A 23,838-nucleotide genomic window follows, 5' to 3' on the forward strand; every position below is an offset into this window, starting at 1 on the left:
TTAAAACATAAAAAGAATTGCTGGTTTACTTAATTTCTTCTGTTTAATTTTCAAAGACCTTTTAANCATGGTGTGACGGGCGGTGTGTACAAGACCCGGGAACGTATTCACCGCGACATTCTGATTCGCGATTACTAGCAACTCCGGCTTCATGAAGGCGAGTTTCAGCCTTCAATCCGAACTGGGACAGGTTTTGTGGGATTTGCTCCACCTCACGGTCTTGCGTCTCTCTGTACCTGCCATTGTAGCACGTGTGTAGCCCTACACATAAGGGGCATGATGATTTGACGTCGTCCCCACCTTCCTCCTGGTTAACCCAGGCAGTCTCGCTAGAGTGCTCAACTTAATGGTAGCAACTAACAATAGGGGTTGCGCTCGTTGCGGGACTTAACCCAACATCTCACGACACGAGCTGACGACAACCATGCACCACCTGTCACCTTGTCTCCGAAGAGATTTCCCCGATTAAGGGTAATGCAAGGGATGTCAAGTGTAGGTAAGGTTCTTCGCGTTGCTTCGAATTAAACCACATGCTCCGCTGCTTGTGCGGGTCCCCGTCAATTCCTTTGAGTTTTAATCTTGCGACCGTACTCCCCAGGCGGAATACTTAATGCGTTAGCGGCGGCACAGAGGTATCGAAACCCCTACACCTAGTATTCATCGTTTACGGCGTGGACTACCAGGGTATCTAATCCTGTTCGCTCCCCACGCTTTCGAGCCTCAGCGTCAGTTACAGTCCAGAGAGTCGCCTTCGCCACTGGTGTTCTTCCTAATCTCTACGCATTTCACCGCTACACTAGGAATTCCACTCTCCTCTCCTGCACTCTAGATACTCAGTTTGGAATGCAGTACTCGGGTTGAGCCCAAGTATTTCACATCCCACTTAAGTATCCGCCTACGCTCCCTTTACGCCCAATAAATCCGGATAACGCTCGCCACCTACGTATTACCGCGGCTGCTGGCACGTAGTTAGCCGTGGCTTCCTCCTTAGGTACTGTCATTATCATCCCTAAAGACAGAGCTTTACGATCCGAAGACCTTCATCGCTCACGCGGCGTTGCTGCATCAGAGTTTCCTCCATTGTGCAATATTCCCCACTGCTGCCTCCCGTAGGAGTCTGGGCCGTGTCTCAGTCCCAATGTGGCCGATCACCCTCTCAGGTCGGCTACGCATCGTCGTCTTGGTAGGCCGTTACCCCACCAACTAACTAATGCGACGCGGGTCCATCTCATAGCGGATTGCTCCTTTGATTATCAAGTGATGCCACTCGATAATATTATGCGGTATTAATCTTCCTTTCGGAAGGCTATTCCCCTCTATGAGGCAGGTTACCCACGTGTTACTCACCCGTCCGCCGCTAATCCATTTCCCGAAGGAAACTTCATCGCTCGACTTGCATGTGTTAGGCACGCCGCCAGCGTTCATCCTGAGCCAGGATCAAACTCTCAATTTAAAAGTTTAATCTTAAGCTTAAAACATAAAAAGAATTGCTGGTTTACTTAATTTCTTCTGTTTAATTTTCAAAGACCTTTTTCATCACATTTAAGCGACTTCTATATCTTATCATTAAGACTTTCCTTTGTCAACACTTTTTTAAAAAACTTTTTATTAAGTTTCTGTGTTGCCTTAACGACAAGATTTATCTTATCATCTACATGTAATACTTATAAATATACAACTATACATTAAATGAATTTATCTCTTAAATTCTTATACATACTATTAAATAATCTCTTTTAAACATATAGATACACTAGGATAAGTGGAGTTTCTTTATATATTATAAACAACTAACTATATATATTGTGGATAAGTTAGCCTTAATGAAAACTTATTCACAACATACTTATATTCAAATAATTTATTTAACCTTTTTACTAATCATACTAATACATTCTCTAAAATCATTAATTAAATAATCTGCTTTACTTTTTATCTCTAAAGATGAACTATTAAAAGTAAAGCTCTTATATCTATTATTAATCATTGAAATATCATTATTTGAATCTCCTATTGTATAAATTTCTTTTTCAGATATATTAAGTTGTGTTTCTATCTTATTAACTGCATCGCCCTTTGAACAACTAACTGGAACTATATCAACATATTTGTTATTTCTATAAGCAACAACCTGATGCCCGTACTGATTATTTATTCTATCTGCTAAGTCATCTAATAATTCTTCATATTTTCCATCAAGCTTTTTATAATTAACTAAAATTGCTGATACATCCTCTTTTTCAACCTGACTTATACTTAATCTTTTTGGTACTCTATACATATTTTCTCCATCACCAAAAACTATGTAATATTCAAAACCATTATTTATCGAAATATTTAGTCTATCATCTTTTAACATATTAATAATTTCATTTACACAGCTTTTTTCTATCTTCTTATGATAAACTATTTTTTTATCTGCATCTGCTATCATTGCACCATTAAGAAGTATGTAGTAATCAAATTTTATGTAATTCTCCTCTTCTAATTCAGCTACACTTTGCAATGATCTACCTGTACATGCTATAACTAAATTCTTATCTCTTCTAAACTTCCTTATAGCATCAGAATTTTGTTTATCTCTTTCATCATAATAAATAAGTGTACCGTCTATATCAGTAACTAATACCTTCCTCAATTTTAAGTCCCCCTTATGCACTAATAATTACTTCTTCATTTTATTCGCTTTTAACATAAAAAAACCTTTAAAATCCTAAAAAATAAGAAGGAGAAATTTCAAATTTCTCCTTCTGTAAAATAACTTAATTAACTAAAATTATTGATTATCTTCTTCTGATTCAGCTCTTTCAAGTAAAGCATCTATGTTATTATCTTCAGATATTTCAATATCAGCATTTTTTTCTATTGATATATCAGTATCTTCTTCATTACCTTCTTTTTCACTTGCTGGTATCTTAGCAATAGCCACTACTGCTTCATCTTCAAGAGTTCTCATAAGCTTCACTCCCATAGTTGCTCTACTTGTAACTGATATATCCGCTACATTAATTCTAATAGCAACGCCATTATTATTAATAAGCATCATTTCATCATCTGCTTTACATACAGTGGCTCCTACAACAAGACCTGTCTTTTCACTTGTCTTATAAGTTATAAGTCCCATTCCACCTCTATTTTGAAGTTTATATTCATCTAAAGGTGTTCTCTTACCATAACCATTTTCACTTATTACAAGTAGTTTTTCTCCTTCTACAGCTATATCTAAGCATACTGCAACGTCATCCTCTCTAAGTTTAATAGCTCTAACCCCTGAAGCTGATCTACCCATAGGTCTAACATCTTGTTCACTGAATTTAATTGAGTAACCTTGTCTAGTAGCCATTATCATCTCAGCATCTCCATGAGTTATCTTAACCTTAAGAAGTTCATCACCATCTCTTAAGCTAATAGCAATAAGCCCTGACTTTCTTATATTCTTAAAGTCTGATATAGGAGTTTTCTTAACAATACCTTGCTTTGTTCCCATGAATAAGAATCCATTCTTTTCTTGGTCATCACTTACAGTAAGAACAGTTTCAATTCTTTCATCAGGATCTATTTGTATTAAGTTTACAAGGTTTAATCCCTTTGCAGCTCTTCCTGCATCTGGAATTTCATAAGCTCTTAACTTATAAACTTTACCAAGATTAGTAAAAAATAATATATCTGAATGAGTTGATGTAACAAATACATGCTCTACAAAATCATCTTCTTTTGTAGTCATAGCCTGTATTCCCTTACCCCCTCTTTTTTGAGATGAATAAGTATCAGCTGATATTCTCTTAATATATCCTGAGTTAGTTAATGTTATAACTACATCTTCTTCTTGGATTAAATCTTCAATATCAATTTCATTCATTTGTTGTTCTATGTGAGAAAGTCTTGGAGTAGCATATTTTGCTTTAATAGCTAATAATTCTTCCTTTATAACTTCTAATAATCTTTCTTCACTATTAAGAATTTCATTTAAGTAATTTATAAGCTTCATAAGTTCACTATATTCAGCTTCTATTTTATCTCTTTCAAGACCTGTAAGTCTTCTAAGTCTCATTTCTAATATAGCTGTAGCTTGTTTATCAGTTAAGTTAAACTTTTCAATAAGAAGAGCTTTAGCTATATCTCCTGTCTTAGAATTTCTAATAATATTAATAACTTCATCAATATTATCTAAAGCTATTCTTAATCCTTCTAAGATATGAGCTCTTTCTTTAGCTTTATTTAAATCAAAAATAGTTCTTCTTGTAACAACTTCTTTTTGGAATGCTATATAATGCTCTAACATTTGTTTTAAATTTAAAACCTTAGGTTCATTATTAACTAAAGCTAAATTTATAACTCCAAATGTATCTTGCATCTTAGTATGTTTATAAAGCATATTAAGAACTACATTAGCATTAGCATCTCTCTTAAGTTCTATAACTATTCTCATACCTTCTCTATCAGATTCATCTCTTAAATCTGATATACCAGTTAACTTTTTATCCTTAACTAAGTTAGCAATCCCTTCTATAAGTTTTGCTTTATTAACTTGGTATGGTAGTTCTGTAACAATTATTCTATGTCTATTATTTTCTTCCTCTATTTCTGCTTTAGCTCTAACGACAATTTTACCCCTACCTGTTTCATAAGCGGCTCTTATTCCTGCTCTACCCATTATTATTCCGGCAGTCGGAAAATCAGGTCCCTTAATATATGTCATTAATTCTAAAGATTCTAATTCTGGATTATCTATTAATGCTACTGTTCCATCAATAACTTCACCTAAATTATGAGGTGGTATATTTGTTGCCATCCCAACAGCTATACCTGATGAACCATTTACTAATAAGTTAGGATATCTTGAAGGTAAAACTTCTGGTTCTTTTTCTTCACCATCAAAGTTTGGAACAAAATTAACAGTATTCTTATTAATATCTCTAAGCATTTCAGTAGCTATCTTAGCCATTTTAGCTTCTGTATATCTCATAGCAGCTGCTGAATCTCCATCTACAGATCCAAAGTTACCATGACCATCTACAAGCATTTCTCTCATTGAGAAATCTTGAGCCATTCTTACTAATGCTTCATAAACTGATGAATCACCATGTGGGTGATACTTACCTAAAACTTCCCCAACTATTCTGGCACATTTTCTATATCCCTTTTCTGGATATAAATTAAGCTCTTGCATTGAGTAAAGTATTCTTCTATGAACAGGCTTTAATCCATCTCTTACATCAGGTAAAGCACGCCCTACTATAACACTCATCGCATAGTCTATATAGCATTTTTTCATTTCATTCTTAATATCTATGGGTAAAATTTTTCCCTCATTCAGACTCATTTATTTCACCTCGCTCATACTAAATATCTAGGTTGCTAACCTTATTAGCATTCTTTTCTATAAATTCTCTTCTTGGTTCAACCTTATCTCCCATAAGAATTGTAAATATTTCATCTGCTGCCATAGCATCTTCAATAGTTGCTCTTAATAAAATTCTTTCTTCTGGGTTCATTGTTGTATCCCATAATTGACTAGCATTCATTTCTCCTAGACCTTTATATCTTTGGATGTTTACACTACTATCTTTTCCACCAAATTCTTCAATTAATTGCTCTAATTCTTTATCTGAATAAGCATAAGCTTCCTTCTTACCTTTAGAGATTTTAAATAATGGAGGTTGAGCAATGCATACATGTCCTCCTTCTACAAGTTCTCTCATGTATCTATAGAAGAATGTTAATAATAAGGTTCTTATATGTGCACCATCAACATCAGCATCAGTCATTATAATTATTCTATTATATCTAATTTTTTCTATATCAAATTCTGGTCCTATTCCAGCTCCTATAGCTGTAACAAGTGATCTTATTGTATCTGAACCTAATATTTTATCTAATCTTTGTTTTTCAACATTCATTATTTTACCTCTTAAAGGTAAAATAGCTTGGAATCTTCTATCTCTTCCTTGCTTTGCTGAACCACCAGCTGAATCCCCTTCGACAATATATATTTCACATTCCTTAGGATCCTTTGATGAACAATCTGCTAATTTTCCTGGTAAAGAACTTCTTTCTAAAACAGACTTTCTTGTTAATTCTCTAGCCTTTCTAGCAGCTTCCCTAGCTCTTGAAGCAAGTAAAGCTTTTTCTACTATTACTTTACCAACAGCTGGATTTTCTTCTAAAAATGCTGCAATACCTGGTCCTGCTATTGAATCTACTGCACTTCTCACTTCTGTATTTCCAAGCTTTGTTTTTGTTTGTCCCTCAAATTGTGGATCTGTTATCTTAACAGAAACAACTGCAGTTAACCCTTCTCTAATATCATCCCCTGAAAGATTTTTATCTCCTTCTTTTAAGTGTCCAAACTTCTTAGCATAATCATTTATAACTCTTGTTAAACAAGTCTTAAATCCAGCTAAGTGAGTTCCCCCTTCAATGGTATCTATATTATTTGCAAATGTAAAAATATTTTCGTTATATCCATCATGATATTGAAGAGAAACTTCCACAACTATGTCATCCTTTTCTCCTTCAACGTATATTGGTTCAGGATGTAAAGCTTCTTTGTTTCTATTTAAGTGTTCAACGAATGATTTTATCCCACCTTCATAGTAGAATTCTTCATGAACTTCTCCTTCTTCTCTTTCATCTGTAAGTTCAATTCTTATTTTTTTATTTAAGAAAGCAAGTTCTCTTAATCTTTGAGCTAATATTTCAAAGTCAAATACAACTTCTTCAAAAATATCTTTATCTGGCTTGAAATAAACTGTTGTTCCATGCTCATTAGTTGTACCTATATTTTCAAGTTCAGAAGTAACTACTCCTCTTGAATATGTTTGCTTCCAAACTTCCCCATCTCTTTTTACTGTTACACTACAATTTTCTGAAAGAGCATTAACTACTGATGCACCAACTCCATGAAGTCCTCCTGATACTTTATATCCGCCACCACCGAATTTGCCTCCAGCGTGTAGAACAGTCATAATAACTTCAACAGTTGGTCTTCCCATCTTAGGGTGAATTCCAACTGGCATACCTCTTCCGTTATCAATAACAGTTATAGAATTATCTTTGTGTATATATACCTTTATGTGATCACAGTATCCAGCTAAAGCTTCATCAATACTATTATCAACTATTTCGTAAACTAAATGGTGTAATCCTCTTGCACTTGTACTACCTATGTACATTCCTGGTCTTTTTCTTACAGCTTCAAGACCTTCTAGAACCTGTATCTGGCTCGCATCATAGTTTTGATTGTTTTCTTCTAACATATAACTCCTCCTACTACATACACTTCACCTAAAATATTAAGGCCAAAGCATTAAGATTTAAGGATTTTGATTATAATTTACATCTGTTCTTTTTGTTAAAGTTGATGATGAAATTGGTGATAAATACACCCTACTCATCTTATTAACCTCTGCTATGACAAATGATTTAGGTTTTTCATCTGTAATTCTTTCAACAAATCCATCTTCATCAGCCATTCTTAAAAATTGAATAGTATCTGAACTATCCATAGCAGATTGTATATCAAATATACCTATAACATCTTTAATGGGAACAACTACATTTTCCCCTAGGTGTAGAAACACAGATATTCCTCCTTCTTAAGCATTAACGAATCCTTCTTTAACTTTAAATACCTTAGAATTTTCATCAAGATATGTTGATAAATCTTCGATTCCTGTGCATGTTATTATACTTTGAATTTCCTTAATTGATTTTAAAATATATCTTTTTCTATTAAAATCAAGTTCAGATAAAACATCATCTAAAAGCAAAACAGGATATTCTCCTGTTAACTCCTTGATTATTTTTAATGAAGCAAACTTCATAGTTAATACTACAGTCCTTTGCTGACCTTGTGAACCATATACCTTTGCATCCATATCGTTTATAAAAATATTAAAATCATCTCTATGAGGCCCTACTGAAGTTATTCTTTTTTCAATATCCCTTCTTCTAGATGATTTTAATTGTTCTATTATTGAATCTTCTATGTTATTTAAATTTTTAACAGTAGAAATATATTTAAACTCTATAAATTCTTTTCCTCTGGTAATATCACTGTGGATATCTTTAGAGTAAGTATTCATTTTTTGTATATAACTTAATCTAGACTGTATTATTAACTTTGCATATTGAGCAAGCTGCATATCATAGATATCTAACATTGCCTCATCTATATTTCTTTGTTTTAAAATTAAATTTCTCTCTCCTAGAACCCTATTATATTGAACTAAGTTATAATAATACTTAGAATCTAACTGACATAGTTCCATATCTATAAATTTTCTTCTAATTCCAGGGGATTCTTTAACAATTTTCAAATCTTCAGGTGAGAACATAACAACATTAAAGGTTCCTACTAATTCACCTATCTTAGAAACCTTTATAGAATTTATCGTTATTGCTTTTTTTCCATCTTTTAATATGTTTATATCTATCCTCTTATCTAATCTATTCTTTCCAATTTCTAATCTTATAAACGCCTTTTCTTCATTTAGCATTATAAGATCTTTATCTCTATTAGTTCTATGTGATTTAGCAAATGCGCAATAATAAATTGATTCAAGAATATTAGTTTTTCCTTGAGCATTATCGCCCATAAACACATTTACATTCTTGCCTAATTGTAAGGCAAGGGTTTTATAGTTTCTGTAATTTAATAATTGTAAACTCTTAATATACATAAAAACACCTATATTAATTATAACATATAACTATTTATAAAGCCTTGATTTTATTAAATTATCTTATAAATTTCTTCTTGGAATTCAACTACATCTCCAGGTCTTATTTTTTTACCTCTTTGTAAGCAAACTTCTCCATTTACTAAAACTACACCTTCTTGAATGTAAAATTTTGCTTCTGATCCAAGGCTAACTGCCCCAGCCCACTTTAAAAGTGAATCTAATTTTATAAACTCAGTTTCAATCTTTATTTCTTGCATAATATATTAAACTACAAGCTACCTAAAGTAGCCTGTAGCTATCCTCCTAATTTTTATTATTTTGCCATTCTAACTGGTAATACTAAATATTCACAGTCATCATTATCTTTATTTTTTATAATACATGGTGAAACACTACTTGTTAATTTAATTTGAACAACTTCTTCTTCCATACTCTTTAACACATCGAGAAGATATTTTGAGTTAAATGCAATTTGTAAATCCTCACCTTGCATTTCTACTGATACTTCTTCTCTAACTTTTCCCAATTGAGAATTAGATGTGATTACTATATTATCATTTGATATATTAAATTTTACTAAATTAGTATTTCCATCCTTAGCCATAAGAGATGCTCTTTCAATTCCATTTTGTAATTCTTGTCTATTAACATCTATGAAAATCTTATGTTCTTTTGGAAGTAAAGAACTATAACTTATAAATTCACCTTCTAATAGTCTTGATATTATTCTAGTTTTCCCCATATTAAATAATATATGATTAGCAGTAAATGTTATTTCAAGCATTATATTTGCATCATCTAATATTTTTGATACTTCATTGAATGTTTTTCCTGGTATTACAGCACTTATATCATTTGGATTATCTATAAATTCTCTTCTTAATGCTAATCTATATCCATCTAAAGCTACTAGATTTAATTTTGAATCCTTAACCTCAAAAAGAATACCTTGAAGTATAGGTCTAGTTTCGTCTTGAGCTGTAGCAAATGATGTTCCTTTTATCATATTTTTAAGTAAGCCTTGTGGAATAGAGAATGCATTATCCTCAGCTATTGTTGGTAAGCTTGGAAATTCATCTGCACTCATGTGGATAAGATCAAATACTGATTTTTGACATTCTATTTTTAGAATATTATCTCCTTCTGTACTTAATTTAACTTCATCATTAGGTAATTTTCTAACTATTTCTCCAAGTATCTTAGCATCTACAACAATGCTACCTGCTTCTTCTATATCTGCTTCTATTTTAGTTTCTATACTTACATCTTTATCTGAACCTATAAATGTAACAGTGTTATCTTTACATTCGATAAACATACCTTCAAGTATAGGCATAGTAGTTCTACCAGTTATTGCTTTCTGAGCTATAGCTATAGCTTCTTGTAATTTACTTTTTTCACATATGAATTTCATAATTAAAATCCTCCTTAAAATTTAACAAATATCCACTAACTAAAAATACTATAGATATAGATAAATATATATAGATAAATATATAGTAATAGTAGTAGGGGCTGTGGATAATGTGGATAACTTTTAAAAATCCAGTAATAATGCAGCTTTGGGCTGAATTTTACTTGTGGATAACTCTGTGGATAACTAAAGGAGTTATCCACAGGTAAAAATGAAATTGTGGATAACTATTCAGAGAAAAAGTTATCCACAAAAAGTTATCCACAAGCTGTGGATTATTTATGGTTTAATTTATTTGTAATGTCATTTATTGTATTTTGTAATCCCTCATCAGTTTTAAAACTTTCGGAAATTTTTTCATAAGCATGAATAACTGTAGTATGATCTCTTCCACCAAATTCTTCTCCAATTTTAGGTAAAGACATATCAGTTAATTTTCTACTTAAATACATAGCTATTTGTCTAGGATAAGATACTGTTCTAGTTCTTCTTTGAGATTTTAAGTCATCTACCCTTAGATTAAAATAATTAGCTACACTTTCTTGAATCCCTGATACAGTAATAGTTGTGCTACCTTTATTAGCTATTATATCTTTTAAAGCTTCAGAAGCTAAATCAACAGTTATTTCTCTATTTGTTAATGAAGAATAAGCAAGTATTCTTATTAAAGCTCCTTCAAGTTCCCTAATATTTGATTTAATTTTAGTAGCTACATATACCATAACATCATTACTAACATTAAGGTGATCTGTATCAGCCTTTTTCTTAAGTATAGCCATTCTAGTTTCAAAATCAGGTGCTTGAATATCAGCAATTAAGCCCCATTCAAATCTAGAACGAAGTCTATCCTCAAGAGTTGGGATTTCTTTTGGTGGTCTATCTGATGATAAAATTATTTGTTTATTTGCCTCATGCAAAGCATTAAATGTATGGAAGAACTCTTCTTGTGTTCTTTCCTTACCAGCAATAAACTGAATATCATCTATTAAAAGAACGTCTATATTTCTGTATTTATTCCTGAAGTCTTCATTCTTGTCATCTTTTATAGCATTTATAAGTTCATTTGTAAATTTTTCTGATGAAACATACATTACTTTTGCTTTTGGATTTTCTTTTAATATGTAATGTCCTATAGCATGCATTAAGTGAGTTTTTCCAAGACCAACTCCACCATAGATGAATAAAGGATTATAAGCTTTTGCTGGTGATTCAGCAACTGCAAGTGATGCAGCGTGAGCAAATCTATTACTGTTACCTATAACAAAAGAGTTAAAAGTATATTTAGGATTTAATGTTGTAGACATTTCATCACTAACAGTAACAGAGCCGATATTTAGATCATCTGATGATTCAATAACTTCAGATGGATCTTCAACTTCTTCTTCAATTTCGCTTTCTAAACGAAACTCAACATCTATAGTTTTAGATGTTACTATCTTAAGCGCTTGAATAACTAAATCTTTATAACGCTTATCTAAAATACCACGGGTAAATTCATTAGGTACAGTGAGCTTTAATATATCATCAGATAAAGATTGTGGTTCACAACATTTAATCCAAGTATTAAAACTTATTTCTGTTAATTCACTTTTGATTATATCTAGTGCTTTTTCCCAGGTACTATCTAGCTGATATTCCATTTTACTTCCTCCGCCACTAAATAATTGTAATAATTCTTATAAATTCATAGTATAATTCCTGAAAATACGACTTATCCACAAGTTATCCACAAAGTTATCCACAGGACGAGCTTTTTAAAACTCGAAATGTTAACAACTTTTTAGACCTGTGGATAAGATTGTTGAAAAGTTTATTTAAAATATAGTTATCCACAACCTGTGGATAACTTTTATCCACAAAAAATAATTTATGTAAAATTGGTATATTACTAACTTATCATTAGTTTTTAAATTGTTGTTTAAAAGTTATAAACAGTTTATCCACATACTTATCCACAGATGTGGATAACTTGTATACTTATCCACAATTTAATAATAATACTCCTATATATTAACATAATTTAATAGGGGGTATCAAGAAGTTATCCACAAAAATAGCTTGTCTGTGGATAACTTTATCTGTGGATAACTGAATCCTTAGTATAAGCTAAAAAGATTTTCCACACAACCTGTGGATAACTTTAAAAATAGAGCAAAAATTATTCCTAGAAATTCCATAATTTGTGTTATAGAAAAAAGGTTATTTTCTTGACAGAGTAAGCATTCAAATATATAATTAAACAGTGAAACTTAAAATTGTCGATATATAGTTTTACTATAGAAAATATTTTGTTGAAGGGGGTGCATTTGAATGTTCATGACATACCAACCTAAAAAGAGACAAAGAAAAAAAGAACATGGTTTCAGAAAAAGAATGAAAACTAAAGCTGGAAGAAATATCTTAAAGGCTAGAAGACAAAAAGGTAGAAAAAGATTAACAGCATAAGGACCACTATTTTGTGGTCTTTTTCTGCAATAAAGGCAGAAAATAAGGAGAGAGAACTTTCAAATGAGTATGCAAAGACTAAGAAAAAATAAAGAGTTTAGACTAGTATATAGAAGGGGGAGCTCTCTTTCTAATAAATTATTAGTTCTATACGTATTTAAAAATAGAAATAATAAAGATGAAAATAATAAGTCTTATAATAAGGTAGGAATATCAGTTAGTAAAAAAATAGGAAACAGTGTTGTTAGAAGTAGAGTTAAGAGATTAATCTCAGAGTCATATAGATTAAACTCAGCAAATTTAGTTGAAGGACACGATTTTATTTTTATAGCTAGAAATCCTATCAATGGAAGGCCATACAAAGATGTTGAAAAATCTATGAAGCAATTGTTTGCAAAGGCGGGGATTTATAAAAATGAAAAGGATATTAATAGCACTAATTAATTTTTATAGAAAATATTTATCACCACTTAAAAAACAAAGAAGCTGTATATACATACCTACTTGTTCTCAATATGCATTAGATGCTATAAATAAGTATGGACCTTTGAAAGGCAGCTTTATGGCTATGAAAAGGATTTTAAGGTGTCATCCATTTCATAAAGGTGGATATGACCCTATTAAATAAATAATATTTTTGGAGGTATAACACGAGTGTATAAAATTTTAGCGCCTATTACAAATATTTTTCTACAAATATTTAATGCGTTCTTGAATTTTGTTTCATCATTGGGACATTTTAGTCCGGGAACTAATTATGTAATAGCAGTAGTTTTATTAACTTTACTAGTAAGGTTAATCATTTTACCTTTAACGATAAAACAGATGAGATCATCTGCGAAGATGCAAGAAGTTCAACCTTTAGTAAAAAAAGCACAAGAAAAGTATAAAGGTAATCCAGAAAAAGCTAATATGGAAGTAATGAAAATATATAAAGAAAATAATGTGTCAATGTCTGGAGGATGTCTTCCACTATTAATACAAATGCCAATTTTATTTGCTTTATATGATGTATTCCGTAATATTAATACTGGGGGAGCTTCATTTTTATGGTTAAGTAATCTAGGGCAACCAGACCCTTACTATATTTTACCTGTAATTTCAGGGCTTACAACTTACTTCTCATCATACTTAATGCAAAAGGGAAGTGGATCATCACAAGCTAGTCCTATTAATATGGGAACTATGAATATAGTTATGGCTGTAATGCTTGGATTTATGTCAATGAAATTCCCATCTCTACTTGTTATATATTGGATAACTGGTAACTTAATTCAAATGGTTCAAACTTATTTCTTAATTATCTTACCAAAGCAAAGAAAAGAAAGAAATAGTGGAGTTAATAAAGAAACTGACTTTATTGATGTTAAGGATGTTAAAGAAGTTAAGAATAAAAAGAATAAGAAAAAGAAATAATTAATTCTTCAAAGGTTGGTGAAAAGGTATTGAAGACTATTGAATGTACTGGCAAAACAGTAGATGAAGCTTTAGGTATGGCTTTAAAACAATTAGGTGTATCTAAAGAGAAAGTCGATTATACTATAACTGATGAGGGAAGCAGAGGGTTCTTAAATTTAATAGGAGCTAAACCTGCTAAGATAAGAGTTACATTAAAGAGAAATGCTATAGAAGAAGGCAAGGTCTTTTTAGAAGATATACTTAAAAAGATGGGTTTAGAAGCTACTGTAGTTATTAAAGAAGAAGAGTATAAGGTTAACATAAATATAGTAGGAGATAATACAGCTAGTATTATTGGCTATAGGGGTGAGACTCTAGATTCTATTCAATATTTAACAAGTTTAGTTGTTAATAAAAATAATAAAGGTAGTTATAAAAGAATAATCTTAGATACTAAGGATTATAGAGCAAAGAGAGAGAAAACTCTAAAAACTGTTGCTAATAAGACTGCATATAAGGTTAAAAAATATGGTAGAACTCTGAAATTAGAGCCTATGAACCCATATGAAAGAAGAATTATTCACTCAACACTACAAGCTGATAAGTCGATTTTTACTTATAGCGAAGGTGAAGAGCCGTTTAGAAGAGTTGTAATAGAACTTAAAAATAAAAAAGAAGCTTAATAGCTTCTTTTTTTATGTTTAAAATAGGATTTTAGTGCAAAAATTATATAGTATAAGTATTAGTATAGTGCTTTGACTTATTAACTTTACTTAGGTAAAATTAAGTATAGATTTTTTATAGAAATATTATATTTTTTAGAGAGAGTTTTTAGATAGATAATTTATATATAGGAGGGTATCATGAAGGAATTTGATACAATTGCTGCTATTGCAACTGCCTTAGGGGAAGGTGGAATAGCTATTATAAGAGTATCTGGTGATAAGGCTTTAGAAATTGTGGATAAAATTTTTAGACCTGTTAATGGAAAAGACATGTTTTCAATGAAACCTTATACAATGAGATATGGACATATTATTGATAAAAATGAAGAGGTTATAGATGAAGTTATTGTTAGCTTTATGAAAGGACCAAGAAGTTTTACAGCAGAAGATACTGTTGAAATAAATTGTCATGGTGGAGTTATTTCTACTAATACAGTTTTGCAAGAAGTTATTAAGGCTGGAGCTAGACTTGCAGAGCCTGGTGAATTTACTAAGAGAGCATTTTTAAATGGTAGAATAGACCTTAGTCAGGCTGAAGCTGTTATGGATATTATAAGTGCTAAGACAGAGCTTTCAATGAAATCAGCTATGAGACAAAGTGAAGGAAGACTTTCAACTGAAATAAATAGATTAAGACAGCAAACTTTAGATGTTTTAGCTCTTATCGAATATGCGGTAGATTTTACTGAGGATGAAGAAGAGATTGATCCATCTATTAATGTAGATGTTAAGAATGGTGTTGAAAAACTTATATCAGAAGTTGATACTCTTATTAAGAGCGCTGATGAAGGTAAGCTTATAAGAGATGGGCTTAATGTTGTTATTGTAGGTAAGCCTAATGTTGGTAAGTCATCACTTTTAAATGTTCTTTTAAATGAGAGAAGAGCGATTGTTACTGATGTTGCAGGTACAACAAGAGATATTATAGAAGAATATATCAATCTTGATGGAATACCTGTTAGAATTATTGATACAGCAGGAATTAGAGAGACAGAAGATGTTGTTGAAAAAATTGGAGTAGAAAAATCAAAACAAAAAATTGATGAAGCAGATTTAATAATCTTTATGCTTGATACAAGTAGAGAGCTTGATGATGAGGATAGAGAAATAATTAATTATATTAAGGATAAGAAATATATTGTTTTACTTAATAAAGTTGATTTAGAGAGAAAAATCAATGATGATGAAATTAGTGGTTTAACACATAAAATAGAAATTTCAGCTAAGGAAGCTATAGGAATAGATAGATTAAAAGAAGAAATTAAGGAATTATTCTTTAGTGGAAGAGTTGATACTGAAAGTTTAATGGTTACTAACACTAGACATAAACAAGCTCTATATAGAGCACTTGAAAGCCTTGAAGGTGGGCTAGGTGGTATAAATAGAAATGAGTTCTTAGATTTAATTTCTATTTATATAATGTCAGCTTTAAAATCTTTAGGAGAAATTACAGGAGCAGAAGTTGAAGAAGATTTAGTTAATAAAATCTTTATGGAATTCTGTTGTGGAAAATAAAATTGGAGGATAAACATATGAGATATGATGCAGGAGAATATGATGTAGTTGTTATTGGTGCTGGTCACGCTGGATGTGAAGCAGGACTTGCAGCTGCTAGAATGGGTTGTAAAACACTTTTATGTACTTTAAGTTTAGAATCAGTAGCTTTAATGCCATGTAACCCTAATATAGGAGGAACAGCTAAAGGACATATTGTTAGAGAAATAGATGCACTTGGTGGAGAAATGGGTAAGAATATAGATAAATCTTATATTCAAACAAAAATGCTTAATACATCAAAAGGCCCAGCTGTGCATTCATTAAGAGCTCAAGCTGATAAAAACTTATATCAAAGAACAATGAAACAAGTTGTTGAAAGACAAGAAAATTTATATTTAAGACAATTAGAAGTTGTTGATATAGATGTTAAAGATGGAGTAGTTCAAGGAGTTCTAACAAAGAACGGTGGATACTTTAAGACAAAGGCAGTTATTTTAACAAGTGGTACATATCTAAAGAGTAAGATTTATATTGGTAATACTGGATATGAAGCAGGTCCAAATGGACTTATACCAGCAAATGAGCTTTCAGCAAAGCTTATAGACCTTGGAATTGAACTTAGAAGATTTAAAACAGGAACACCTTGTAGAGTTAATAAAAGATCAATAGATTTTTCAAAGCTTATTGAACAACCAGGAGATGGAGAAGTTTCACCATTTTCATATGTTCATGATAAAAATGATAAAAAGCAAATATCATGTTGGCTTGCTTACACAAATGAAAAAACTAAAGCAGTTATAGAAGCAAATATGGATAGATCACCTATGTACAATGGTACAATTACAGGGGTTGGTCCAAGATATTGTCCTTCAATAGAAGATAAAATGAGAAGATTCCCTGATAAGGAAAGACATCAAATATTCTTAGAACCAGAAGGTTTAGATACAGATGAAATGTATGTTGGAGGAATGTCATCATCACTTCCAGAAGATGTTCAAGTAGCAATGCTTAGAACTATGGAAGGTTTTGAAAATGTTGAAGTTATGAGAACTGGTTATGCGATTGAATATGATTGTATAGATTCAACAATTCTTCTTCCAACTCTTGAAATGAAGGCAATTAAAGGATTCTTTAGTGCTGGACAAATTAATGGTAGTTCAGGATATGAAGAAGCTGGAGCACAAGGTATCATAGCAGGAATTAATGCTGCTTTAGAAGTTCAAGGAAAAGAACAAATTATCTTAAAAAGATCAGATGCTTATATAGGGGTTCTTATTGATGACCTTGTTACAAAAGGAACTACTGAGCCTTATAGAATGATGACATCAAGAGCAGAATATAGACTTCTTTTAAGACAAGATAATGCTGATTTAAGACTTACTGAGCTTGGAAGAAAGATAGGTCTTGTTGATGATGAAAGATATGAAATATTCTTAGAAAGAAAGAAGAATATTGAAGATGAAATTGAAAGAATAAAAGCTCTTTCAATAACAACAAAGCCTGAAAATAATGAAATAATTTTAGCTCTTGGTTCAACAGATCTTAAAAAGCCAATAAGTCTTTATGAACTTATAAAGAGACCAGAACTTGATTATTTTGCTGTTAAGGACCTTGACCCAGATAGACCTGACATACCAAATCATATAGGTGAACAAATAAATGTTATGGCTAAATATGAAGGGTATATAAATAATCAATTAGAACAAGTTGAGAAATTTAAGAAGCTTGAAAATAGATTAATACCAGATTCAATAGATTATGATTCAATTCATAATTTAAGAACTGAAGCTGTTCAAAAGCTTACAAAGATAAGACCTTTAAATATAGGTCAGGCTTCAAGAATTTCTGGAGTTTCACCAGCAGATATTTCAGTATTATTAATTTACCTAGAGCAATTAAATAAAAGATAAATTTAACTTAAACTTACTAGTAAATACTTAGTATTTACTAGTACTTTTTTGTTAAAATATTATATATATATTTGATTTAAGATAAATAATCACCCTGTGGATAACTTTTTAAAAAGTTATCCACAGGATATAATAGTATATAGTTGTCTTGTGAAAAAGAAACATTTATATAGAGGGAATATATTTAAATTAATGGAGGAAAAAAAGATGAAATATTATGATTTGATGAAAGAAGCTTGTGATAGAGTAGGAATGGAATTTAATGAAGATAAGTATAGTAAGTTTATGTTGTATAAAGAATTGCTAAAAGAATGGAATGAAAAAATTAATTTAACAGCTATAACAGAGGATGAAGCTATAGTTAAAAAACATTTTATAGATTGTATTAATGCTTTTGAACTTGATGAATTTAAGGAAGCAAAAACAATTATAGATGTTGGAACAGGTGCAGGTTTCCCAGGGATTCCTATAGCTATTATGAGGGAAGACGCAGAAATAACTCTTTTAGATGCTTTAAATAAAAGAATAAACTTCTTAAACATAGTTGTACATGAATTATGTCTTAGAAATGTTCAAACTATTCATGCGAGAGCAGAAGAGGGGGCAAGGGAACCACAATTTAGAGAAAAGTTTGATATAGCTACTTCAAGAGCGGTTGCAAATATGAGTATGCTTTCAGAATTTTGTATGCCTTATGTAAAAGTAAAGGGACATTTTATTCCACTAAAAGGACCTAGTATAGAAGAAGAATTAGAAAGTGGAAAAAATGCTGTCAAAATACTTGGTGGAGAAATTAAGGAAGTAAGAGAAGTTAAGGTAGAAGATACAGATTTAAAACATAATCTTGTTGTTGTAAAGAAGATAAAAACCTGTGGAAAACTTTATCCAAGAAATATGGGAATGATAAAGAAGAAACCTTTAAAATAAACAGAGTATAAAATCATATATTATATAGCTATTTATATACTACGTGATTAAGATACAGAAGAAGAAAGGGGGAAGTGCATGGAAACTTTAACAATACCCTTTATACTTTATCTAGCATTTATGATCAATTCAGAAATGGTTTTAAAGAAAAAAGTAAGTAATAAAGTAATTCATTATTTACTTTTTATCTTATGTTTTTTTATAGATATTATGATTATATATGTTTTAGGAAAGTACTCTATACATGTATATAGTGAATCACTAGAATTTAATGGATTTTTTAAAGTGTTTATTATTTATTGTGTAACTAACTTAATTTTATATAAAAATAACTTAAGACAAACTCTTTTTATATCATTTAAGACATATATGTTATACACATTAGCTGCAAAGCTTTCATATTGGCTTACATTTTATACTTTAAAAAGAGTTCACCCAAAACTTGATTCTATAAAAATGGGTAATTTTAATTATGCAATAGTATTAGTAATAATAATAATATTAAGCATGATTATATGTACAGTTATAGATTATTATTTTTATAGATATAATCAAATTATTGAATATATTTATAAATTGTTACAATCTAATAAGAATATGATACTTATGTACTTAAGTGTTATGGCGTATTATTTATTTATAACATTATCATTGAGTAAAATTAATTATTATTTAGATGATTCGTCTATGGTAAGTATATTAGAAATTTATCTATTTGGTTTATTTGCATTAAATTTTTTAGTGTTATATTTATTAAAGATGGGATTAGAACTTGAAGAGAGACAACAAAAACTTCAAACATATATTGATATAAAAGAAAAAACATACATAGATGTTGTTAATTCATCATTATCAATTAGAAAGATATCACATGATATTAAAAATCATAATAATATCTTAACTACTTTATTAAAAGAAAATAAGGTTAATGAAGCAATAGAGTATTTAGAATCTATAAAAGATGCAGTTAATAATACAGAAGACTTTAGGGTATGTAATAATTTAATTATTAATGTTATATTAAAAACCAAAATAAATAAGATAAAAGAAAATAATATAAAGTTTATAACAGATTTTAAGATTCCAAGAGAACTTAATATAAGTGATTTTGATATATCTACTTTGTTTGTAAATCTACTTGATAATGCTATAGAAGCTTGTGAAAAAGTTGATATAGATAAGAGATTTATAGATATTAAAGTAAAGATGTTAGAAAATAGATTAATTATTGAAATAGAAAATTCAAGTAATATAAAAGAGAATAAAATATTTGAAACTTTAATAACAACAAAATTAGATGCTAATAATCATGGATTAGGAACTAAAAATATTGAAGAAATAGTTAAAAAATATAATGGAAATATAGTATATAAAAATACTAATTTTAAATTTAAAACAACTTTATATTTAATTTTATAAAAAAAGAACTAACTTAGTAATCTAAGTTAGTTCTTTTTTTATTACTTCCAAATTCCTAATAAGATTAAGAATCCTGGTATCCAAGCTGTGAATACACCTTCTAAAATACTTAAGTATGGTGTAAACTTAAGTTCTTTCTTAAGAACAAGTTCGATCCATCCTGTAAGCCATAGGACACCCCATGCCCACCAGATTAAAGCCATAAGTACATTGTAGATGTTCTTTCCATCTCCCCATGAGATAAGACCAGCTGGAACTGTTGTAATTGTAACGAATAAGCAGTACCATCCGTATGCTCTACCTTCAAGATTGAAGATTGAGTTGATACCTATGAATAGGTATGTGAATCCGAATAATAATCCTGTTGCTGATGTGTAGTAACAAGAATTTGATCCTGATTGTAGTCCTACTCCTGCTTGAGTAATTAATAATGTACCGAAGTTCATTATTACTGATAAAGCACCTGTAAATAAGTTCATAACTGCTGTTGCTTTAGGATCTATCTTAGTTAATCTTCCGATACCGTTAACTATTAAGACAACCCCAACATATAATAGTATTGCACCTAACATTGCGTGCCACCTCCAATTAATATTAAATTTAATTGAAAATATATTTATTAATAATATTTACGTACCTATTACTAATAATTATATTTTGCCCTGTTACAATATTGTTATACACCTAAATTAAAACTATTACAAATAAATTCATTAACAGATTATTAATAGGATTTAGAGATAATTTAAAGAAAAAGGAATTTAAATTACATTAACAACAAAAAGTTTTTTTTGAAATGTTAATAAAAAAATAAATTGTTAATATTTTTGAAGTTTTTCATGCAATATATGAAATTTTTAATGCTTTATAAGAAAATTTCATTATTAATTTTTAAATACTAATTTATTTAATGTTGTATAAGGGTATTAATTGTAGTGTGTTTTGCTATATAATATAAATATATAAAATACAAAATTAAGATAAACTAAAAGATTAGCTAAATAGGGAGTTGATTATCGTGATAAAAGTTGCAATATGTGATGATCAAGCGGTGTATTCTAATTATATAAATAAAGTTATTCACAAGATAGCTAAAAGAGAAAATATTAGTGTGAGTGTTAATATTTTTGAATCAGGAGAAGACTTATTAGAAGATTTTAATAAAAATAATCATGATTATAATATAGTTTTTTCTGATATATTAATGGGTGGTATAACTGGAGTAGATGTGGCTAGAGAAGTTAAGAAGTTTAATAAGAGTATTCAAATCATATTTGTATCAGTAAGTATGGATTATGTATTTGATGGATATGATGTTGGTGCTTTAAATTACATATTAAAACCAATAAATGAAGAAAAATTAGAAGAACAATTTTTAAAGGCTGTTAGTAATATAGTTGATAAAAAGGATAGAGACTTATTTTATGTAAATAAGAAATCACTTATTAGAACTGTAGACATAAATTCTATAATGTATTTTAAGGTTACTAATAGAATAATAACTCTTGTTTCAGAACATGAAACTATGGAATTTTATGATAAATTAGATAATATTGAAAAAAAGCTTAAAGAATATTTCTTTGTAAAGCCACATAGAAGTTATCTAATTAATTGTAAGTTTATAGATGAGATAGAGAAGACAAGTGTAAAAATGAAAAATGGACAAATTATTCCTATAAGTAGATTGAATACAAAAGCCGTAAAAGAAAAGTTCATAGATTATCTAGAAAATAGTTAAGGAAAATAAGTTGTTTGTTATCCTGTAGTTTTGATAAAATAAGTGATACAAGCTTATTTATAAGTAAAGGGGCTTATAAATAATCAGGGAAATTTAAAAAATAACTAGTGTAAGGGATGGTACAAAATATGCACAATCAAGTGATTTATGTTCAGGTTGATGAGATTATAGCAAATACATATCAGCCAAGAAAGTATTTTGATGAAGACGCTTTAAATGAATTAGCACAATCAATAAAGCAGTATGGAGTTATACAACCTATAACTGTTAGAAAAGTAGCTAATATGTTTGAAATTGTTGCAGGAGAAAGAAGATGGCGAGCTTCAAAATTAGCAGGACTTAAAAAAATTCCTTGTGCAATTGTAGATATAACAAATACAGAATCAGCAGAAATAGCTTTACTTGAAAATCTACAAAGAGAAGATTTAAATTTTATTGAAGAAGCAGAAGCTTATTTTAATTTAATTAATGATCATAATTTTACTCAAGAAAAGTTAGCTGAAAAGATGGGGAAAAAACAATCCACAATAGCAAATAAGTTAAGACTTCTAAAACTTTCAGATGAAGTAAGAAGGACATGCTTAGAGGCGGAATTGACAGAAAGACATACAAGAGCTTTATTATCTTTACCTACTGAGGATTTACAAAAAGAAGTTATTTCTGAGGTTGTTAAAGAGGGACTTAATGTTAAGAAAACAGAAGAACTTATAAATAAGATATTATTAAAAATTGCAGGGGAAGATTTAAATGTTAAAGAAGATAAAAAGAAAATACTTGGCTCTTTCCCAACAAAGGTTTATGTTAATTCTATAAAACAAATTTTTGATAAGTTTAAGATACCTGCAAGCTATAAATCTAAAGATTGTGGAGATTATGTTCAAATAACAGTTAATATACCTAAAAATAAAAAATAGTGTAACAATTAATTAATCAACTTTAATTAATTGTATGATAATATATATTAGGCATTTTAAGTTAATTAAATTTAAAATGCTTAATTTTTTTTATGAGAGGTTAATGCTATGAAGATAAAATCGTTAGTTATAACTATTTCAGCTTTCGTAGGAGTTATTGTAGGAACAGAAGTTATATATAATGGTTTAAATGCTTACATAAATTATAAGGCAGAAAAACAGAAAGAGCTAAATTCTGAATTGCAACAATTAACACCTAAAGAAAATGAAATAGGACAACTAAAGTCGCAGTTAATGTTTTTAGATGCAGATAAGGATAAACTTACAGCTGCTAATCAAGAAGTTATGGTTCAATGCCAAAGATTAATAAATGGTAAGACTAGTGGTGTAATAAAAATTAATACACAACTAGCAAAAAAGGTAGAAGAGCAAATAAATAATTATTGGAAGAATAATAATACCTTCTCAACTGTACAAGGACAAGAAGGAGCTAAAAATTATGATATTTATCTTAATAAGGTTAATGCTTATTTAAATGAAGGAATAAAAACTGGGGAAATAAATATAGCTTCAATGCCTAGCTTTACAAGTGCTGATATTTCAGCTTTGAGTAATGAAATAAATAATGTTAAGGTTCATCTATTAGCTTTAGGAGCTAGCCTTAATATGAACGGAGCTACACCTTACACATTACAAAATAGTCAAGGTTATGTTAATAATACAGGATATTAATTGTTCTACGTGGAACAATTTTTAAAGTATTA

21 protein-coding genes and 1 rRNA gene are annotated in these 23,838 nt (G+C 29.9%); 12 read left to right on the plus strand and 10 right to left on the minus strand.

The annotated features are described in order from the left end of the window. Positions 1-10: 10 nt before the first annotated feature. The 9 genes from BN8917_RS02550 to dnaA all read right to left on the minus strand — a co-directional run bounded on the left by BN8917_RS02550 (position 11) and on the right by dnaA (position 11,741). Positions 11-1,453: ribosomal RNA gene (locus BN8917_RS02550) — 16S ribosomal RNA — on the minus strand. A 408-nt stretch (positions 1,454-1,861) separates the two neighbouring features. Next, positions 1,862-2,638, minus strand: a complete 777-nt coding sequence (locus BN8917_RS02555; protein ID WP_066870203.1) for an HAD-IIB family hydrolase — start codon at positions 2,636-2,638, stop codon at positions 1,862-1,864. Between the two features lie 138 nt (positions 2,639-2,776). Continuing rightward, positions 2,777-5,323 carry a DNA gyrase subunit A gene (gene gyrA, locus BN8917_RS02560; RefSeq protein WP_066870206.1) on the minus strand — a complete coding sequence of 849 codons (2,547 nt, stop codon included), beginning with the start codon at positions 5,321-5,323 and terminating at the stop codon, positions 2,777-2,779. Positions 5,324-5,342: 19 nt separating this feature from the next. Further along, entirely contained in the window at positions 5,343-7,259 is a 1,917-nt protein-coding gene (gene gyrB, locus BN8917_RS02565) for a DNA topoisomerase (ATP-hydrolyzing) subunit B (protein ID WP_066870209.1), read from the minus strand. Between the two features lie 57 nt (positions 7,260-7,316). Further along, positions 7,317-7,583: an extracellular matrix regulator RemB gene (gene remB, locus BN8917_RS02570; RefSeq protein WP_066870212.1), complete on the minus strand. Its 267-nt coding sequence runs from the start codon at positions 7,581-7,583 to the stop codon at positions 7,317-7,319. A gap of 15 nt (positions 7,584-7,598) precedes the next feature. Continuing rightward, positions 7,599-8,684 (minus strand): DNA replication/repair protein RecF, encoded by a 1,086-nt coding sequence (gene recF, locus BN8917_RS02575; protein ID WP_066870215.1) that lies wholly within the window; start codon positions 8,682-8,684, stop codon positions 7,599-7,601. Positions 8,685-8,737: 53 nt separating this feature from the next. Continuing rightward, positions 8,738-8,944 (minus strand): S4 domain-containing protein YaaA, encoded by a 207-nt coding sequence (gene yaaA / locus BN8917_RS02580; RefSeq protein ID WP_066870218.1) that lies wholly within the window; start codon positions 8,942-8,944, stop codon positions 8,738-8,740. A gap of 56 nt (positions 8,945-9,000) precedes the next feature. Then, the gene (dnaN, locus tag BN8917_RS02585; protein ID WP_066870221.1) at positions 9,001-10,101 is read right to left on the minus strand and encodes a DNA polymerase III subunit beta; all 1,101 of its coding nucleotides are present in this window, start codon (positions 10,099-10,101) and stop codon (positions 9,001-9,003) included. Between the two features lie 275 nt (positions 10,102-10,376). After that, positions 10,377-11,741 (minus strand): chromosomal replication initiator protein DnaA, encoded by a 1,365-nt coding sequence (gene dnaA, locus BN8917_RS02590; RefSeq protein ID WP_066870224.1) that lies wholly within the window; start codon positions 11,739-11,741, stop codon positions 10,377-10,379. Between the two features lie 670 nt (positions 11,742-12,411). Here dnaA and rpmH point away from each other — a divergent pair. From rpmH to BN8917_RS02635, 9 genes are all read left to right on the plus strand, one after another. Continuing rightward, positions 12,412-12,546, plus strand: a complete 135-nt coding sequence (rpmH, locus tag BN8917_RS02595) for a 50S ribosomal protein L34 (RefSeq protein WP_066870226.1) — start codon at positions 12,412-12,414, stop codon at positions 12,544-12,546. Between the two features lie 69 nt (positions 12,547-12,615). After that, entirely contained in the window at positions 12,616-12,990 is a 375-nt protein-coding gene (rnpA, locus tag BN8917_RS02600; protein WP_235830022.1) for a ribonuclease P protein component, read from the plus strand. Further along, the gene (gene yidD, locus BN8917_RS02605) at positions 12,962-13,174 is read left to right on the plus strand and encodes a membrane protein insertion efficiency factor YidD (RefSeq protein WP_066870232.1); all 213 of its coding nucleotides are present in this window, start codon (positions 12,962-12,964) and stop codon (positions 13,172-13,174) included. The genes rnpA and yidD overlap by 29 nt, the downstream gene beginning before the upstream one ends. A 26-nt stretch (positions 13,175-13,200) precedes the next feature. Then, a complete protein-coding gene (gene yidC / locus BN8917_RS02610) occupies positions 13,201-13,962 on the plus strand; it encodes a membrane protein insertase YidC (protein ID WP_096030709.1) in 762 nt (253 codons plus the stop codon). A gap of 29 nt (positions 13,963-13,991) precedes the next feature. Beyond that, a complete protein-coding gene (gene jag / locus BN8917_RS02615; protein ID WP_066870235.1) occupies positions 13,992-14,627 on the plus strand; it encodes an RNA-binding cell elongation regulator Jag/EloR in 636 nt (211 codons plus the stop codon). A 180-nt stretch (positions 14,628-14,807) separates the two neighbouring features. Next, positions 14,808-16,184 carry a tRNA uridine-5-carboxymethylaminomethyl(34) synthesis GTPase MnmE gene (gene mnmE / locus BN8917_RS02620; RefSeq protein WP_066870237.1) on the plus strand — a complete coding sequence of 459 codons (1,377 nt, stop codon included), beginning with the start codon at positions 14,808-14,810 and terminating at the stop codon, positions 16,182-16,184. A 17-nt stretch (positions 16,185-16,201) separates the two neighbouring features. Next, on the plus strand, positions 16,202-18,076 hold the full coding sequence (gene mnmG / locus BN8917_RS02625) for a tRNA uridine-5-carboxymethylaminomethyl(34) synthesis enzyme MnmG (protein WP_066870240.1): 1,875 nt from the start codon (positions 16,202-16,204) through the stop codon (positions 18,074-18,076). 207 nt (positions 18,077-18,283) lie between these two features. Further along, the gene (gene rsmG / locus BN8917_RS02630; protein ID WP_066870243.1) at positions 18,284-19,003 is read left to right on the plus strand and encodes a 16S rRNA (guanine(527)-N(7))-methyltransferase RsmG; all 720 of its coding nucleotides are present in this window, start codon (positions 18,284-18,286) and stop codon (positions 19,001-19,003) included. A 78-nt stretch (positions 19,004-19,081) separates the two neighbouring features. Further along, positions 19,082-20,422, plus strand: coding sequence for a sensor histidine kinase (locus tag BN8917_RS02635; protein WP_066870246.1), 1,341 nt, complete (start codon positions 19,082-19,084; stop codon positions 20,420-20,422). A gap of 41 nt (positions 20,423-20,463) precedes the next feature. On the opposite strand, the gene BN8917_RS02640 is transcribed toward BN8917_RS02635, so the two are convergent. Continuing rightward, entirely contained in the window at positions 20,464-20,994 is a 531-nt protein-coding gene (locus tag BN8917_RS02640) for an AmiS/UreI family transporter (RefSeq protein WP_066870249.1), read from the minus strand. Between the two features lie 446 nt (positions 20,995-21,440). On the opposite strand from BN8917_RS02640, the gene BN8917_RS02645 reads away from it, so the two are divergent. The 3 genes from BN8917_RS02645 (at position 21,441) to BN8917_RS02655 (ending at position 23,806) form a co-directional block, all read left to right on the plus strand. Then, complete coding sequence (locus BN8917_RS02645; RefSeq protein ID WP_066870252.1) at positions 21,441-22,160, plus strand: LytR/AlgR family response regulator transcription factor; 720 nt, start codon at positions 21,441-21,443, stop codon at positions 22,158-22,160. A 128-nt stretch (positions 22,161-22,288) separates the two neighbouring features. Next, positions 22,289-23,074 (plus strand): nucleoid occlusion protein, encoded by a 786-nt coding sequence (noc, locus tag BN8917_RS02650; RefSeq protein WP_066870255.1) that lies wholly within the window; start codon positions 22,289-22,291, stop codon positions 23,072-23,074. 108 nt (positions 23,075-23,182) lie between these two features. Beyond that, on the plus strand, positions 23,183-23,806 hold the full coding sequence (locus BN8917_RS02655) for a hypothetical protein (RefSeq protein ID WP_066870259.1): 624 nt from the start codon (positions 23,183-23,185) through the stop codon (positions 23,804-23,806). Positions 23,807-23,838 lie beyond the last annotated feature (32 nt).

The organism is Clostridium mediterraneense (assembly GCF_900091705.1).
GTDB classification, from domain to species: Bacteria; Bacillota; Clostridia; order Clostridiales; family Clostridiaceae; genus Sarcina; species Sarcina mediterraneense.